The organism is Streptomyces sp. NPDC059455 (assembly GCF_042750115.1).
Lineage (GTDB): Bacteria > Actinomycetota > Actinomycetes > Streptomycetales > Streptomycetaceae > Streptomyces > Streptomyces endocoffeicus.
This window is the reverse complement of record NZ_JBHYVB010000031.1, coordinates 54000-69643: the sequence shown is the minus strand read 5'-3', so window position 1 is coordinate 69643 and position 15644 is coordinate 54000. Positions and strand designations below refer to the sequence as shown.

Annotated in this window: 15 protein-coding genes and 2 pseudogenes; 16 read left to right on the top strand and 1 reads right to left on the bottom strand. The window is 71.5% G+C overall.

Going from position 1 to position 15644, the window contains the following annotated elements; genetic code table 11:
• The 11 genes and pseudogenes from lepB (ACFXB5_RS14040) to ACFXB5_RS13990 all read left to right on the top strand — a co-directional run.
• Positions 1-830, top strand: an 830-nt coding sequence (gene lepB, locus ACFXB5_RS14040; protein ID WP_385206741.1) for a signal peptidase I, incomplete at its 5' end; no start/stop codon positions are given.
• Positions 823-1524 (top strand): annotated as a pseudogene (gene lepB, locus ACFXB5_RS14035) (signal peptidase I); the annotation flags it as partial. The gene lepB (ACFXB5_RS14040) and the pseudogene lepB (ACFXB5_RS14035), both read left to right, overlap by 8 nt.
• Positions 1525-1801: 277 nt before the next feature.
• On the top strand, positions 1802-2896 hold the full coding sequence (gene lepB, locus ACFXB5_RS14030; RefSeq protein ID WP_385206738.1) for a signal peptidase I: 1095 nt from the start codon (positions 1802-1804) through the stop codon (positions 2894-2896).
• Between the two features lie 96 nt (positions 2897-2992).
• The gene (gene lepB, locus ACFXB5_RS14025) at positions 2993-3763 is read left to right on the top strand and encodes a signal peptidase I (protein ID WP_385206734.1); all 771 of its coding nucleotides are present in this window, start codon (positions 2993-2995) and stop codon (positions 3761-3763) included.
• Positions 3756-4286, top strand: coding sequence for an NUDIX hydrolase (locus ACFXB5_RS14020; RefSeq protein WP_385206732.1), 531 nt, complete (start codon positions 3756-3758; stop codon positions 4284-4286). The genes lepB (ACFXB5_RS14025) and ACFXB5_RS14020 overlap by 8 nt, the downstream gene beginning before the upstream one ends.
• A 39-nt stretch (positions 4287-4325) precedes the next feature.
• On the top strand, positions 4326-4634 hold the full coding sequence (locus tag ACFXB5_RS14015) for a DUF2469 domain-containing protein (protein ID WP_009714730.1): 309 nt from the start codon (positions 4326-4328) through the stop codon (positions 4632-4634).
• A gap of 178 nt (positions 4635-4812) precedes the next feature.
• Complete coding sequence (locus ACFXB5_RS14010; RefSeq protein ID WP_201850838.1) at positions 4813-5172, top strand: YraN family protein; 360 nt, start codon at positions 4813-4815, stop codon at positions 5170-5172.
• Complete coding sequence (locus tag ACFXB5_RS14005) at positions 5172-6794, top strand: YifB family Mg chelatase-like AAA ATPase (protein WP_385206728.1); 1623 nt, start codon at positions 5172-5174, stop codon at positions 6792-6794. The genes ACFXB5_RS14010 and ACFXB5_RS14005 overlap by 1 nt, the downstream gene beginning before the upstream one ends.
• Complete coding sequence (gene dprA / locus ACFXB5_RS14000; RefSeq protein WP_385206725.1) at positions 6794-8164, top strand: DNA-processing protein DprA; 1371 nt, start codon at positions 6794-6796, stop codon at positions 8162-8164. The genes ACFXB5_RS14005 and dprA overlap by 1 nt, the downstream gene beginning before the upstream one ends.
• A 129-nt stretch (positions 8165-8293) precedes the next feature.
• Positions 8294-9127, top strand: a complete 834-nt coding sequence (gene whiG / locus ACFXB5_RS13995) for an RNA polymerase sigma factor WhiG (RefSeq protein WP_020868137.1) — start codon at positions 8294-8296, stop codon at positions 9125-9127.
• Between the two features lie 93 nt (positions 9128-9220).
• The gene (locus tag ACFXB5_RS13990) at positions 9221-9760 is read left to right on the top strand and encodes a TetR/AcrR family transcriptional regulator (protein WP_385206769.1); all 540 of its coding nucleotides are present in this window, start codon (positions 9221-9223) and stop codon (positions 9758-9760) included.
• A 345-nt stretch (positions 9761-10105) separates the two neighbouring features.
• Here ACFXB5_RS13990 and ACFXB5_RS13985 read toward each other — a convergent pair.
• Positions 10106-10567 (bottom strand): annotated as a pseudogene (locus ACFXB5_RS13985) (peptidoglycan DD-metalloendopeptidase family protein); the annotation flags it as partial.
• Between the two features lie 377 nt (positions 10568-10944).
• Here ACFXB5_RS13985 and rpsB point away from each other — a divergent pair.
• The 5 genes from rpsB (at position 10945) to ACFXB5_RS13960 (ending at position 15626) form a co-directional block, all read left to right on the top strand.
• Positions 10945-11907 carry a 30S ribosomal protein S2 gene (rpsB, locus tag ACFXB5_RS13980; RefSeq protein ID WP_385206722.1) on the top strand — a complete coding sequence of 321 codons (963 nt, stop codon included), beginning with the start codon at positions 10945-10947 and terminating at the stop codon, positions 11905-11907.
• Between the two features lie 110 nt (positions 11908-12017).
• Positions 12018-12854: a translation elongation factor Ts gene (gene tsf / locus ACFXB5_RS13975; RefSeq protein WP_385206719.1), complete on the top strand. Its 837-nt coding sequence runs from the start codon at positions 12018-12020 to the stop codon at positions 12852-12854.
• Positions 12855-13009: 155 nt separating this feature from the next.
• Entirely contained in the window at positions 13010-13792 is a 783-nt protein-coding gene (gene pyrH / locus ACFXB5_RS13970) for a UMP kinase (RefSeq protein WP_020868133.1), read from the top strand.
• Positions 13793-13896: 104 nt separating this feature from the next.
• Positions 13897-14454 carry a ribosome recycling factor gene (gene frr / locus ACFXB5_RS13965; protein ID WP_385206715.1) on the top strand — a complete coding sequence of 186 codons (558 nt, stop codon included), beginning with the start codon at positions 13897-13899 and terminating at the stop codon, positions 14452-14454.
• Positions 14454-15626: a phosphatidate cytidylyltransferase gene (locus ACFXB5_RS13960; protein ID WP_385206712.1), complete on the top strand. Its 1173-nt coding sequence runs from the start codon at positions 14454-14456 to the stop codon at positions 15624-15626. The genes frr and ACFXB5_RS13960 overlap by 1 nt, the downstream gene beginning before the upstream one ends.
• Positions 15627-15644 lie beyond the last annotated feature (18 nt).

The window sequence follows — 15644 nt, the reverse complement described above, 5'->3', positions numbered from 1 at the left end:
GCGCCCCCCCCCCCCGCCCGCGCCGGCCGCGCCCGCCCCCCCCGCGGCCGCGCTCTTCGCATGCCTCCGCGCGGGCCGGGGAGCCCCCGTCCGCCGGTCGGCTGCCGCGCAGGCCGGCCTGGGGCCGGCTGACCGGTGGCGGGCGGTGGCGGCGGGCTGCGCTGCTCGCGACCGCCTGTGCCGCCTTCGTGCTGCTGGTGAGCGGCTTTGTGCTGCAGCCGTTCCTGATCCCCAGCGGTTCCATGGAGAGCACCCTCCGCCCTGGGGACCGGGTGCTTGTGAACAAGCTCGCCTACCGTTTCGGGGACGATCCGCGCCGCGGCGACGTTGTCGTGTTCGACGGAGCCGGCTCCTTCGGCGAGGAGGAGCCGTCCGGGAATCCGGTGACGGGTCTGCTGCGCAAGGCGGCCGCGGCGGTCGGGCTGGCCGAACCGGCCGAGTCCGACTACGTCAAGCGCGTGGTGGGCATCGGTGGTGACCGGGTCACCTGCTGCGACGAGCGGGGGAGGATCGAGGTGAACGGTCAGCCGGTGGACGAGGACTATCTGCGCCCCGGGGACAGCCCCTCGCGGGTGCGCTTCGACATCGCCGTGCCCGAAGGACGGCTGTGGGTGATGGGCGACCACCGCGACGCCTCCCGGGACTCACGCGACTATCTGGGCGCCCCGGGCGGGGGCACGGTCCCCGTCGACAAGGTGGTCGGCCGCGCCGAATGGATCGGCTGGCCGTTCGGCCGCTGGTCCGGCGTACCCCGGACGGACGCCTTCACGAGCGTGCCCGCGGCGCCCGGCCGCATACCGTCCGCTGCACCCGGTGGTGCCCATGGGTAAGCGTGGGCGTCCTCGTGCCAGGGCGCACCAGGCCGCTCCGCCCGCCGACGTCGACCTGGGCACTCCCCGTCCGCCGGGCGAGCGCCGGGTGGGCGGCCGCGCGGAGCGGCGCAAGATCCAGCGCCGCATCAAGCGCAGGCGGCGCCGTTCGGCCGTCAAGGAGATACCGATCCTGGTGGGCGTTGCGCTGGTGATCGCGCTCGTCCTGAAGACCTTCCTGGTGCAGGCGTTCGTCATTCCGTCCGGCTCGATGGAGCAGACCATCCGGATCGGCGACCGGGTGCTGGTGGACAAGTTCACCCCGTGGTTCGGCTCGAAGCCGGAGCGCGGTGATGTGGTGGTGTTCAAGGACCCCGGGGGGTGGCTGGACGACGAGCGGAAGCCGCCCAAGGACGACCCGCCGGTCATCAAGCAGGGCAAGGAGTTCCTGACCTTCATCGGGCTGCTGCCGTCCTCCGACGAGCAGGACCTGATCAAGCGGGTGGTCGCGGTGGGCGGCGACACGGTGGAGTGCTGCGATACGAACGGTAAGGTCACCGTCAACGGGACGCCGCTGAACGAACCGTATCTGCATCCGGGCAATCCGCCGTCGCAGAAGCAGTTCAAGGTGACGGTCCCTCAGGGGCGGATGTTCGTGATGGGTGATCACCGATCCAACTCGGCGGACTCCCGGGTCCATCTGGACGAGCCGTACCAGGGCACGGTGCCGGACAACATGGTGGTCGGCCGCGCCGTGGTGATCGCTTGGCCGTTCGGGCACATGCGGCGGCTCGAGGAACCGGGCACCTACGCCTCGGTGAAGGACGCGCCGAGTGGGGCGACACAGGCCGAGGGCTCGGCACATAGGCTGTCCCCCATGGATCAGCAAGGAATGGTCCAGCTCCCGACCCCTGCGGAACTCCCGCTCGTTATGGGAGTGGTGATCCTGCGCCGTTCGTGGGGCAGGCGGCAGTCAGTCGTGAGGAGTGGATGTGGGGGATTTGGCGGTCGGCGCACGATCCGGTCACGAAGAGCCCGAGAGGCAGCCCGGGACGGGGGCGGAGCACCCCACGGACGGGGCGGACGAGGCGCCCGCAGCCGGTGCACCCACGAACGGGGCGGCTGCCGCGCCCAGGGCGTCGGAACCGCACGGAGCCGATGGCGGGCCGGAACCCTCCGATCCCCAGGACGGTCCCGGCGCGGCTGATCCGTCCGGGCCCGGGGACGAGGCGTCGAAGCCGGGCCCCGGGAAGCCCGGCGGGCCCAGGAAGCTCGGCAGGCCCAAGAAGGTGCGCTCCTTCTGGAAGGAGCTGCCGATCCTGGTCATCATCGCGCTGGCTCTGGCGCTGCTGATCAAGACCTTCCTGGTGCAGGCGTTCTCGATCCCGTCCGACTCGATGCAGGACACCCTGCAGCGCGGCGACCGGGTGCTGGTGGACAAGCTCACCCCGTGGTTCGGCTCCGAGCCGGAGCGCGGCGAGGTGGTCGTCTTCCACGACCCGGGCGGCTGGCTCGGCGAGTCGCAGACCCAGAGCTCCGGCCCGGTCGCCGAGGGCATCCAGAAGGCGCTCAGCTTCATCGGGCTGATGCCGTCGGCGGAGGAGAAGGACCTGATCAAGCGGGTCATCGCGGTTGGCGGGGACACCGTCTCCTGCAAGCGCGGCGGCAAGGTGATGGTCAATGGCAAGCCGCTGGACGAGCCGTACATCTTCCCCGGGAACACCCCCTGCGACGAGAAGCCGTTCGGCCCGATCAAGGTGCCCGATGGCCGGATCTGGGTGATGGGCGACCACCGGCAGGACTCGCTGGACTCCCGCTACCACCAGAACCTGAACAACGGCACGGTCTCGGTGGACGATGTCGTCGGGCGCGCGATCGTCATCGCCTGGCCGATCAACCGCTGGACCACCCTGCCGGTGCCGAGCACCTTCGACCAGCCGGGTCTGAGCGCGGCCGCCGCGGTGGCCCCCTCGGCCCTGGGGTTCGCTGGTGCGCTGCCGATCGTGCTGTGGCGCCGCCGCCGACTGATCGCCAAGGTCCGTACGGAGGCCGAGAGTCGGCCGGAGCGGTTGACCGCTGACTGCTGACGGGGCCGGTACCGCCGGGTAAGGTGCGGTTCCGTGTGCCCCGGGGCACACGGAACCTGATCTTCTACGTCTGTTGCGTACGGCGGGAGCACTGGAATGAGCGGAGCCCAAGGGGTGGGGGGCGGCAAGCCGCGGCGCACGCCCGGCAGCGTGCTGTCCGGGCTGGCGGTGGCCGTCGGCTGTGTGCTGTTCCTCGGCGGCTTCGTCTGGGGCGCGCTGCTCTACAAGCCGTACACGGTCCCCACCGACTCCATGACGCCGACGATCGGCAAGGGCGCCCGGGTGCTGGCGGAGCGGGTCGACGGCGGCGACGTGCGCCGCGGCGATGTGGTGGTCTTCCGCGACCAGGTGTGGGGCGACCTGCCCATGGTGAAGCGGGTCATCGGGGTCGGCGGCGACCGGGTCGAGTGCTGTGACAAGCAGGGCCGGCTGCGGGTGAACGGCAAGGTCCTCGAGGAACCGTATCTGCGCTCGGAGGAGCAGGCGTCCTCCTCGGTCTTCTCCACCACCGTGCCCAAGAACCGGCTGTTCCTGATGGGCGACCATCGCAGCGACTCCCTGGACTCCCGGGTGCACCTCACCGACGAGGCGGGCGGCGCCGTGGAGCGCGGCGCGGTGGACGCCCGGGTGGACGCCACCGCCTGGCCGCTGGGGTCCTGGGGGACCGTGGGGCGGCCCGATGCCTTCAAGGCGCTGCCGGGCGGGATCTCGCAGCCGGGGCCGCTGGGACCGATCCTGATCGCGGTCATCGTGGGCGCGGTGCTGATCCTGGCGGGCGCGGCCCATGGGCCGATCGCCCGGCGCAGGCCGGGCGGCGGCGCACGGCGGGATCAGGCGGCGAAGGGGAAGGTGACCGCGAGTGGCTGAGGGGCCCGGCGGAGCCGGGCGGACCGGCACGGACGAGCGACGGCTGCGGAAGGTCGCCCGGGTGGTGCTGCTGGACCCGCAGGACCGGATCCTGCTGCTGCACGGCTTCGAGCCGGACGATCCCTCGTCCACCTGGTGGTTCACCCCGGGTGGCGGCCTGGAGGGCGAGGAGAGCCGTGAGGAGGCCGCGCTCCGGGAGCTCGCGGAGGAGACCGGGATCACCGATGTGCGGCTCGGCCCACTGCTGTGGCGGCGGATCTGCTCCTTCCCGTTCGCCGGCCGGCGCTGGGACCAGGACGAGTGGTACTACCTGTGTCGTACCCAACAGACCCCGGCGCGGGCCGGCGGCGGGCTGACGGAGCTGGAGCGGCGGAGCGTGGCCGGTCTGCGCTGGTGGACGGCGGATGAGCTGGCCACGGCCACCGAGCCGGTGTATCCGACACGGCTGGCGGAGCTGTTGCGTACGCTGCTCGTCGAGGGACCCCCGACTGCACCGGTGATCCTGGAGACTGAGCGCGTCTGACGCACAATGGGGGGACGCACGGCTGAAGGGGAACATGCCATGAGCGCCGAGGACCTCGAGAAGTACGAGACCGAGATGGAGCTGAAGCTCTACCGGGAGTACCGCGATGTCGTCGGTCTGTTCAAATATGTGATCGAGACCGAGCGCCGCTTCTATCTCACCAACGACTACGAGATGCAGGTGCACTCGGTCCAGGGTGAGGTCTTCTTCGAGGTGTCGATGGCTGACGCCTGGGTCTGGGACATGTATCGCCCGGCCCGTTTTGTGAAGCAGGTGCGGGTTCTCACGTTCAAGGACGTGAATATCGAGGAGCTGAACAAGAGCGACCTCGATCTCCCGGGCGGCTGACTGCGTCTTCCGGGAGGCTGACCCCGCCTTTCGGGCGACTGACCCCAATCTTTCGGGTGGCTGACTCAACCTTCCGGGTGGCTGAGTTTTCCACAGCCGGACGGCTGTCCACAGGAATGCTCCAAGATCCCTGAGCGGGGCGCGGGGGCGTCACAGTCGGTGCCGGAGGTGGTGCCGAATGAACGCCCGAGGAGCGCTGGGCCGCTACGGCGAGGATGTGGCGGTCCGCACATTGGCGGAAGCCGGGATGACCGTCCTGGAGCGCAATTGGCGATGCCGGGACGGCGAGATCGACATCGTCGCGCTCGACGCCGGAGCGCTGGTGGTGTGCGAGGTCAAGACGCGCCGCGAGGGTGGTTACGAGCATCCGATGGCGGCCGTCGGACCGGACAAGACCGAGCGGCTGCGGTGGCTGGCGGAGCGCTGGCTCGAGCGGCACGGCGGCCCGCCGCCGGGCGGGGTGCGGATCGATGTGGTGGGCGTGGTGCTGCCCCGGCGGGGCGCGCCCGTGGTCGAGCATGTGCGAGGGGTGGCCTGATGGGGTTCGCCCGCACCTGCTCGGTGGCGCTGGTCGGGGTCGAGGGCGTGGTGGTGGAGGTCCAGGCCGATCTGGAGCCGGGAGTGGCCGCCTTCACCCTCGTCGGGCTGCCCGACAAGAGCCTGGTGGAGAGCCGGGACCGGGTCCGCGCGGCCGTGGTCAATTCCGGCGGCGAATGGCCGCAGAGGAAGCTCACGGTCGGACTCAGCCCGGCATCCGTCCCCAAGGGCGGCAGCGGCTTCGACCTGGCCGTGGCCTGCGCGGTGCTCGGCGCGGCCGAGCGCGTGGACCCACGTGAGATCGCCGATCTGATGATGATCGGGGAGCTGGGGCTGGACGGCCGGGTGCGGCCGGTCCGCGGGGTGCTGCCCGCCGTGCTCGCCGCCTCCGAGGCGGGCTACCGCCAGGTCGTGGTCCCCGAGCAGACGGCGGCGGAGGCGGCCCTGGTGCCGGGCGTCTCGGTGCTGGGCGTGCGGAGCCTGCGCCAGCTGATCGCGGTGCTGACGGACGAGCCGGTGCCCGAGGAGGAGGAGCCCCAGGAGCTGGGCCGCCCCGATCCGATGCTGGCGGGGCTCACCGTGCCCGGCGCCGGTATGGGCACCAGTGTCGCCGCGGTGCCCGGGGCCGGGGCGGGGCGGCCCGATCTGGCCGAGGTAGCGGGGCAGCGGGCCGCGCGCACCGCCCTGGAGGTCGCGGCCGCGGGCGGGCACCACCTCTTCCTGAACGGCCCTCCGGGCGCCGGGAAGACCATGCTGGCCGAGCGGCTGCCCGGACTGCTGCCGCCGCTCACCCAGCAGGAGGCCCTGGAGGTCACCGCGGTCCACTCGGTCGCCGGGGTCCTCCCGCCGGGGCAGCCCCTGGTGGAGACCCCGCCGTACTGCGCCCCGCATCACTCGGCGACCATGGCCGCGCTCGTCGGCGGGGGCAACGGCCTGCCCCGCCCCGGCGCGGTCTCGCTCGCCCACCGCGGACTGCTCTTCCTGGACGAGGCTCCCGAGTTCAGCGGGAAGGCGCTGGACGCCCTGCGGCAGCCCCTGGAGTCGGGGCATGTGGTGGTCGCCCGGTCCGCCGGGATGATGCGGATGCCGGCGCGCTTCCTGCTGATGCTGGCGGCCAACCCCTGCCCTTGCGGGCGCCACGGTCTGATGGGCGACGTCTGCGAGTGCTCGCCCGCCACGGTCCGCCGCTATCAGGCACGGCTGTCGGGACCGCTGCTGGACCGGGTGGACCTGCGGGTCCGCGTCGAGGCGGTGAGCCGGACCGAGCTCACCGGGGCGCGTGCCGGGGCGGAGAGCAGCGCGTCCGTCGCGGCCCGGGTCCGGGAGGCCCGGGAGCGGTCCGCCGCCCGACTCCACGGCACGCCCTGGCGGCTGAACAGTGAGGTGCCGGGCCATGAGCTGCGCACCCGCTGGCAGCCGTCCTCCGGGGCGCTGCGCGAGGCCGAGCGCGATATGGAGCGCGGGCTGCTCACCGCCCGGGGCCTCGACCGGGTGCTGAGGGTCGCCTGGACCGTCGCCGACCTGGCCGGGCACGACCGGCCCATGGCACCGGACATCGCCCAGGCGCTGCAGCTGCGCACCGGGATCAGCCGCGGGGTGCCGGTCGCGGCGGGGGAGTGCTGATGTCGGCTCCTTCGACGGGTAGCGGCGGCGCCGTTCCCGCGCTGTTCTCCGAGCCTGGGCAGGGGCAGGGCGGCTGGGATGAGGGACAGGGGCTGACCGAGCGGCCGGGCGCCTGCGACGAAGGGCAGGGGCTCCCCGAGCGGCGGGCCACCCCGGACGAGGGGCAGGAGTTCGCTGAGCGGCGGGGCGTTCCGGACGAGGAGCGGCTGGCGCGGGCGGCGCTCACCCGGCTCGTGGAGCCCGGGGACGAGACCGTGGGGCGCTGGCTGCGCCGTATGGGGCCGGTGGCGCTGTGGCGGGCGCTCACCGGGAAGGGCAAGCCCCCGCCCGGGGCCACCGGGGAGCGGCTGGCCGGATGTGCCCTCCGGGCGGCCGGGGTGGACCCGGTCGGCGACCTCGCGCTGATCGCCCGGTGTGGCGGACGGTTCATCTGCCCCGGGGATCTGGACTGGCCCGGTCAGCTCGACGATCTCGGTGACGCTCGCCCGGTCGGGTTATGGGTGCGCGGCCGGGCCGACTTGCGGATGTGGGCGCTGCGCTCGGTCGCCGTGGTGGGCGCGCGGGCCTGTAGTGACTACGGCGCGCATGTCGCGGCATCCCTCGGCACGGGGCTTGCCGAGCGGGGCTGGGTGGTCGTCTCCGGGGCGGCCCACGGCGTGGACGGCGCGGCTCACCGAGGGGCGCTCGCCGCGGGCGGGGCCACCATCGCGGTGCTCGCCTCCGGTGTGGACGTCCCCTATCCGCGAGCGCACGCCGAGTTGATCGGGCGCATCGCGGAACAGGGCCTGGTGCTGGCCGAGTTACCACCCGGAGCGCATCCGACGCGCCCCAGATTCGTGCTCCGCAACCGGGTCATCGCCGCGCTCACCCGCGGCACGGTCGTGGTCGAGGCCCAGTACCGCAGCGGATCGCTGGTCACCGCGCGCCGGGCACAACAGCTCGGGCGATCCACCATGGGAGTGCCCGGACCGGTGACCAGCGGGCTCTCGGCCGGGGTGCATGAACTGCTGCGCGGCGAGGCCGTTCTGGTCACCGACGCCGCCGAAGTGGCCGAGCTCATCGGCGGCATCGGAGACCTCGCCCCGGAGCGGCGTGGGCCGCTGGTCGAGCGGGACCTGCTCGATCCCGTGACGGCACGGGTGCTGGAAGCGTTGTCGGCACGGGGCGGCAACCACCTGCGGGATGTGGCCCGGGAATCCGGGACCGGCTGCGACGAGGCCCTGGGCCGGCTCCATGAACTGCTCGCCCTGGGCTTTGTCGAACGTCATGGCGATCGATGGGAGTTGGTCCCGCCCGTGCGCCGGACCGACGGTGCACGGCGAGGCGATCCCCCGAATCGGGGCAATCGGGTGAAAGGGTTGAGGCGATGACCGTATCCGCACACCGCCGAGCCGACGCCCTTCGCATACCGCGACGCCCTAGTCACGCTACGCTCACAAGGTTTCCGGCGGAAGCGTACGTCCTCACCCATGTCATGGCAGAACGGCTCAAGGCGACGAATGCCCCAGCACATCTCCGGGTCTGACAGCGCGGCGCCGCCCGCGGCCCGCGGCGCGGTGCACCCTGCCGCGCCCTCATCGCTCGACGAGCTGTGGCGGTCGTACAAGACCACGGGCGACGGCCGGCTGCGGGAGCAGCTGATCCTGCACTACTCACCGCTGGTGAAATATGTGGCCGGCCGGGTCAGCGTCGGGCTGCCCTCCAATGTCGAGCAGGCGGACTTCGTCTCGTCCGGGGTCTTCGGACTCATCGACGCCATCGAGAAGTTCGACCCCGAGCGCGCCATCAAGTTCGAGACCTACGCGATCACCCGGATCCGCGGCGCGATGATCGATGAGCTGCGGGCGTTGGACTGGATCCCGCGGTCGGTCCGCCAGAAGGCCCGGGCCGTGGAGCGGGCGTACGCCACCCTGGAGGCCCAGCTGCGCCGCACCCCCTCGGAGGCCGAGGTGGCCACCGAGATGAGCATCAGCCTCGAGGAACTGCACGGCGTCTTCAGTCAGTTGTCGCTCGCCAATGTGGTCGCCCTGGAAGAACTGCTGCACGTCGGCGGCGAGGGCGGTGACCGGCTCAGCCTCATGGACACCCTTGAGGACACCGCCGCGGACAACCCCGTCGAGGTGGCCGAGGACCGGGAGCTGCGCCGACTGCTCGCTCGGGCGATCAACACCCTCCCGGAGCGGGAGAAGACCGTGGTCACGCTCTACTACTACGAAGGGCTCACGCTCGCCGAGATCGGCCAGGTGCTCGGCGTCACCGAGAGCAGGGTCAGCCAGATCCACACCAAGTCGGTGCTCCAGCTGCGGGCGAAACTCGCCGATGTCGGGCGCTGAATCGTCCCTCCGGCATCGCCCTCCGGGCGGCCTCTTCCGTAGAGTGGCCGGGTGCCCAGGATTCGAGCGGCCTCAGTGGCCGAGCACCGGACGATGCAGCGCGCGGCCTTGCTGGAGGCTGCCCGCACCCTGCTGTCCGAGGGCGGCACGGAGGCGCTGACCTTCCCCGCCCTCGCCGAGCGCACGGGACTCGCACGGTCCTCCGTCTATGAGTACTTCCGCTCCCGCGCCGCCGTGGTCGAGGAGCTGTGCGCCGTGGACTTCCCGGTCTGGGCCGCCGAGGTCGAGGCCGCGATGGAGCGGGCAGACGGGGCAGAGGCGAAGATCGAGGCGTATGTCCGCCGTCAGCTCGCGCTCGTCGGCGACCGTCGGCACCGCGCGGTGGTGGCGATCTCCGCAGGTGAGCTGGACGCGGGCGCGCGGGAGAAGATCCGGGCCGCCCACGGCGGGCTGATCGCCATGGTGGTCGAGGCCCTCGCGACCCTCGGGCATGAGCAGCCCCGGCTCTCGGCCGTGTTGCTCCAGGGCGTCGTGGACGCCGCGGTCCGGCGCATCGAGCTCGGCGCGGCCGAGGACCCCGAGCGGATCACCGAGGCGGCCGTCGCCATGGCCCTGCGCGGCGTCCGGGGCTGACCGCCCGGCCCTTTCACTGTCCGCGTGGGCGCGCACGGGGCGCGGCCCGGACGACCGGGCGGCCACCTGGATCGACCCGGGCGACCCGGGCGACCCGGACCGGCCCTGGCGACCCAGCCGGATCCGGGCCCAGAGGGATGCCGCCATCAGTGCCGCGGCCGCCGGCAGCCGGGTGTCCCCGGCGGGGGAGGCGAGCGCGGAGAGCGTGGGCGCGTCGCGCACCCCGAACACCGGGAGCAGCCGGGACGGCCCACCCCGCAGCATTGACGGCGGCAGCAGCGACAGGGGATCGAGATAGCGGTCCGCGCGCCGCAGCCCCCAGTGCAGACAGCTCGACCGGCAGTGGAAGGGGCCCGGCGCCACCACGCCGACCACCTGCCCGGCGGCCACCCGCTCCCCCTTGGCCACCGTGGCGCGCACCGGTTCGTAGGTGGTGCGCAGGGGAGGGGAGCCGGTCCCGGACACCTCGATCACCAGCACACCACGGCCCGCGACCGGGCCCGCGAAGCTCACCCGCCCCGGGCCCGCCGCCCGGACCCGCTCGCCCGGACGCGCCGCGAGGTCGACCCCGCGGTGCCCCGCCGCCCAGGGTGCCGGAGGCGGCCGCCAGCCCCTCAGCACGGCAGGCCGCACCGCGCCCGGCGCACCGTCGACCGGCCACGACCGCCCCCCGCCCGGCCTCGACTGTCCTCCGCCCGCCCTCGTCCCCGGCTCCGGCGCCGCGCGCGAAGCAGGCGCGGCGCGCGGATCCGCCGCCGCGGCCCGTGCCGCCGAAAGAGGTAACACCGGAAGAGAGGCCGTCGGCATCGACGGCACCGACAGCACGAGAATCACCAGGGCAAGAGCCCACCCCACCACAAGCCTTCGCATGCCCCCCACGATGGCCGGGCGGCCCGAAACGGGTGGATCATGGACGGAATCGGGGGACTACTCACGGGTTGTGGATAACGCCGTCACCCCGCACCGTACCGGTCCCGTACACTTCTTATGGCGATCCGGGTCACCGGATCGACTTCGCACGCCCCGCCACCGGTGCTCCGATCGCGCATCGGTCAGCTCGGTGGCCGCGCCCCTCGGTCCTCGGACGACCCCCGAAAGGGCTCCGTCCGTGGCAGGCGCGCCGGGACGTCAGGAGCGGCGGCCGCCCGGCCGCCGTGGAACCGAGTACCTCAAGGAGTACGGCCATGGCCGTCGTCACGATGCGGGAGCTGCTGGAGAGCGGCGTCCACTTCGGGCACCAGACCCGCCGCTGGAACCCGAAGATGAAGCGCTACATCTTCACCGAGCGCAATGGCATCTACATCATCGACCTGCTCCAGTCGCTGTCGTACATCGACCGCGCCTACGAGTTCGTCAAGGAGACCGTCGCCCACGGCGGCTCCATCATGTTCGTCGGCACCAAGAAGCAGGCGCAGGAGGCCATCGCCGAGCAGGCGACCCGCGTCGGCATGCCGTACGTCAACCAGCGCTGGCTGGGCGGCATGCTCACCAACTTCTCGACCGTCTACAAGCGCCTGCAGCGCCTGAAGGAGCTCGAGCAGATCGACTTCGAGGATGTGGCCGCCTCCGGCCTCACCAAGAAGGAGCTCCTGGTCCTCTCCCGCGAGAAGGCCAAGCTGGAGAAGACCCTCGGCGGTATCCGCGAGATGCAGAAGGTGCCGAGCGCCGTCTGGATCGTGGACACCAAGAAGGAGCACATCGCCGTCGGTGAGGCGCGCAAGCTCCGGATCCCGGTCGTCGCGATCCTCGACACCAACTGCGACCCGGACGAGGTCGACTACAAGATCCCGGGTAACGACGACGCGATCCGCTCCGTCACCCTGCTCACCCGGGTGATCGCCGACGCCGTCGCTGAGGGCCTCATCGCCCGTTCCGGTGTCGCCACCGGTGACGAGAAGGCCGACAAGGCCGCGGGCGAGCCGCTCGCCGAGTGGGAGCGCGACCTGCTCGAGGGCGAGAAGAAGGCCGACGAGGCCGAGGCCAAGCCGGCCGAGGCCGCCGCGGACAAGCCCGCCGAGGACGCCGCCACGCCCGCCGAGGCGGCCGCGGACAAGCCTGCCGAGGACGTCACGCCCGCCGAGGACGTCACGCCCGCCGAGGACGCCACGCCCGCCGAGACCCCCGCCGCGGGCACCGAGCAGGGCTGACCACTCAGACGTCACTCAGACGGTGTATGACGGCGGGGGACGGTGCCAGTGGCGCCGCCCCCGCCGTTCACCCGTAGAGCTTTCGACTTTCGAGAAGAGATTTACAGATCATGGCGAACTTCACCGCCGCTGACGTCAAGAAGCTCCGTGAGCTGACCGGCGCCGGCATGATGGACTGCAAGAAGGCGCTGGACGAGGCCGAGGGCGCCGTCGACAAGGCCGTCGAGATTCTGCGCGTCAAGGGCCAGAAGGGCGTGGCCAAGCGTGAGGGCCGCAGCGCCGAGAACGGTGCCGTCGTCTCCCTCATCGCGGACGACAAGTCCTCCGGCGTGCTGGTCGAGCTGAAGTGCGAGACCGACTTCGTGGCCAAGGGCGAAAAGTTCGTGGTCGTCGCCGACGCCATCGCCGCCCACGTCGCCAAGACCTCCCCGGCCGACTTGGAGGCCCTGCTGGCCTCCGAGATCGAGGCGGGCAAGACCGTTCAGGCGTTCGTCGACGAGGCCAACGCGACCCTCGGCGAGAAGATCGTCCTGGACCGCTTCGCGCAGTTCTCCGGCGGCTTCGTCGCGGCTTACATGCACCGCACCAGCCCGGACCTGCCGCCGCAGGTCGGCGTCCTGGTCGAGCTGGACAAGGAAGACGCCACGGTCGCCAAGGACGTCGCGCAGCACATCGCCGCCTTCGCCCCGAAGTACCTGACCCGCGACGAGATCCCGGCCGAGACGGTCGAGAACGAGCGCCGGGTCGCCGAGGCCACCGCCCGCGAGGAGGGCAAGCCCGAGGGCGCCCTGCCGAAGATCATCGAGGGTCGCGTCACCGGCTTCTTCAAGGAGAACGTGCTGGTGGACCAGCCGTTCGCCAAGGACAACAAGAAGTCCGTCCAGAAGATCCTGGACGAGGCCGGTGTCTCGCTCAAGCACTTCGCCCGTTTCCGCGTCGGCGTCTGAGCCGAGCAGCGAATGACCGGCGACCCCGATAGGGTCGTAGGCAGCCAACCGTCGACCGGTCGGCCGCAGATGTGACGAGGAGGCCATTGCCGCAGAGGTCGTAACAGGACCCGTCCGGCAGTGGCCTTCTTCGTATGTGCACGAGGAGATCTCCAATGAATCACGGCGCGGACGCCAAACAGGCCGCCGATGACAAGAAGGCGCACGGCGCGGCCCCACACGGTCGCTTCCTGCTGAAGCTGTCCGGCGAGGCGTTCGCCGGAGGCGGGGGACTCGGTGTCGATCCCGATGTCGTGCACGCCATCGCCCGCGAGGTCGCTGCCGTGGTCAGGGACGGTGCCGAGATCGCCATCGTCATCGGCGGCGGTAACTTCTTCCGCGGTGCGGAGCTGCAGCAGCGCGGTATGGACCGGGCCCGCTCGGACTACATGGGCATGCTCGGAACCGTCATGAACTGTCTCGCCCTCCAGGACTTCCTGGAAAAGGAGGGCATCGACTCCCGCGTCCAGACCGCCATCACCATGGGCCAGGTCGCGGAGCCGTACATTCCGCTGCGGGCGGTGCGCCATCTCGAGAAGGGGCGTGTGGTCATCTTCGGCGCGGGTATGGGTATGCCGTACTTCTCCACGGACACCACCGCGGCCCAGCGAGCGCTGGAGATCGACGCGCAGGCCCTGCTCATGGGCAAGAACGGCGTGGACGGGGTCTATGACTCCGACCCCGCCCGCAACCCCGACGCGGTGAAGTTCGACGCCTTGGAGTACGGCGAGGTGATCACCCGGGACCTCAAGGTCGCCGACGCCACCGCGATCACCCTCTGCCGGGACAACAAGTTGCCCATCCTCGTCTTCGAGCTCCTGGCCGAAGGAAATATCGCGCGTGCCGTGAAGGGTGAGAAGATCGGCACGCTGGTGAGCGACCAGGGCTCCCGGGCCTGACGGCTCGAACGGGGGATGGACAACGGCCTGCCGGTCGGACACCGTGCAGGAGAAGACGCGCGCAGGGGCGAGGCTCTGCTTACTGATAACACCAGGAGCAAGTGGTGATCGAAGAGATCCTCCTCGAGGCCGAGGAGAAGATGGAGAAAGCCGTTGTGGTCGCCAAGGAGGACTTCGCCGCGATCCGCACCGGGCGTGCGCACCCGGCGATGTTCAACAAGATCGTGGCGGACTACTACGGTGCGCTGACGCCGATCAATCAGCTGGCGTCGTTCTCGGTGCCGGAGCCGCGGATGGCCGTGATCACGCCGTTCGACAAGACCGCGCTCCGCAACATCGAGCAGGCGATCCGGGACTCCGACCTGGGCGTCAACCCGAGCAATGACGGCAACATCATCCGTGTGGTGTTCCCCGAGCTCACCGAGCAGCGCCGTAAGGAGTTCATCAAGGTCGCCAAGGGCAAGGGTGAGGACGCGAAGATCTCGATCCGCAGCGTCCGCCGCAAGGCCAAGGAGTCCATCGACAAGCTGATCAAGGACGGCGAGGTCGGCGAGGACGAGGGGCGCCGCGCGGAGAAGGAGCTCGACGACACCACGGCGAAGTATGTCGCGCAGGTGGATGAGCTGCTCAAGCACAAGGAAGCCGAGCTGCTCGAGGTCTGATGAACGACTCTTCCTGGGGGGCCCCACCAAGCGCCGGACTCCGGGGACCGGGCGGTCAGGGCACCTCCCCTGGCTATGGCTGGGAGGTGCCCACTTCTTCGGCGGGTCCCGCGCACGAGGTGGGTGAGGCGGCGCAAACTCGCCCCATGCCCACCGTGCCCCACGCAGGCGACGACTCCGGCGAGGCCGCCGACCGTGACCGGGGGGCCGCTCGGCTGAGCGGCCCCCTCTTCCGCGACGAGCGGGAGCCGCAGCCCGGCCCCCGGCAGCCCGCCGGGCGCCGGCCGACGCCCCCCGACCCCGCGCCCGACCCGGCCTCCGACGGCGCGCGCGGCGCCGGAGCCGGGCAGGGCAAGAAGAGCGCGGGCCGGAATCTGCGCGCCGCGATAGGGGTGGGCATCGGCCTCGGTGTGATCATCTTGGCCTCGCTCTTCATCTACAAGCCCGTGTTCGTCGGCGTGGTGGCGGTCGCGGTGGTGGTCGGGCTCTGGGAGCTGACCTCGCGGCTGACCGAGCGCAAGGACATCCGGGTCCCCCTGGTGCCGCTCGCCGTCGGCGGGGTCGCCATGGTCGTCGCCGGCTATGTGCGCGGCGCCCAGGGCGCGGTGGTCGCGGTCGCCCTTACGGCGCTCGCGGTGCTGGTCTGGCGGATGACCGAGCCGCCCGACAACTACCTCAGGGATGTCACGGCGGGCGTCTTCGCCGCTTTCTACGTGCCGTTTCTGGCCACTTTCGTGGCGCTCATGCTCGACACCGACGACGGCCCGTGGCGGGTCCTGACCTTCCTGCTGCTGACCGTGGTCAGCGACACGGGTGCGTACGCGGTGGGCTGGCGCTTCGGCAAGCATCCGCTGGCCCCGCGCATCAGCCCCGGCAAGACCCGCGAGGGGCTGCTGGGCGCGGTGGCCTTCGCGATGGTCGCGGGCGCCCTGTGCATGCAGTACCTCATCGACGACGGCGTCTGGTGGCAGGGCCTGCTGCTCGGCCTCGTCGCCGCGGTCAGCGCGACCCTCGGCGACCTCGGCGAATCCATGATCAAGCGCGATCTCGGCATCAAGGACATGGGCAAACTGCTGCCCGGCCATGGCGGGATCATGGACCGGCTCGACTCGCTGCTGCCCACCGCCCCGGTGGTGTGGCTGCTGCTGGTGATCTTCGTGGGTGGCGGCTGACCACGCCCGCCCACGGGC

Bases quoted from the DNA above. Each gene is read 5' to 3' on its own strand.
- ACFXB5_RS13990 (WP_385206769.1), top strand. From the start codon at position 9,221: ATGCAGCGCGCGGCCTTGCTGGAGGCTGCCCGCACCCTGCTGTCCGAG.
- ACFXB5_RS13960 (WP_385206712.1), top strand. From the start codon at position 14,454: ATGAACGACTCTTCCTGGGGGGCCCCACCAAGCGCCGGACTCCGGGGA.
- ACFXB5_RS14010 (WP_201850838.1), top strand. From the start codon at position 4,813: ATGAACGCCCGAGGAGCGCTGGGCCGCTACGGCGAGGATGTGGCGGTC.
- lepB (WP_385206734.1), top strand. From the start codon at position 2,993: ATGAGCGGAGCCCAAGGGGTGGGGGGCGGCAAGCCGCGGCGCACGCCC.
- whiG (WP_020868137.1), top strand. From the start codon at position 8,294: ATGCCCCAGCACATCTCCGGGTCTGACAGCGCGGCGCCGCCCGCGGCC.
- dprA (WP_385206725.1), top strand. From the start codon at position 6,794: ATGTCGGCTCCTTCGACGGGTAGCGGCGGCGCCGTTCCCGCGCTGTTC.
- ACFXB5_RS14005 (WP_385206728.1), top strand. From the start codon at position 5,172: ATGGGGTTCGCCCGCACCTGCTCGGTGGCGCTGGTCGGGGTCGAGGGC.
- pyrH (WP_020868133.1), top strand. From the start codon at position 13,010: ATGAATCACGGCGCGGACGCCAAACAGGCCGCCGATGACAAGAAGGCG.
- ACFXB5_RS14015 (WP_009714730.1), top strand. From the start codon at position 4,326: ATGAGCGCCGAGGACCTCGAGAAGTACGAGACCGAGATGGAGCTGAAG.
- rpsB (WP_385206722.1), top strand. From the start codon at position 10,945: ATGGCCGTCGTCACGATGCGGGAGCTGCTGGAGAGCGGCGTCCACTTC.
- tsf (WP_385206719.1), top strand. From the start codon at position 12,018: ATGGCGAACTTCACCGCCGCTGACGTCAAGAAGCTCCGTGAGCTGACC.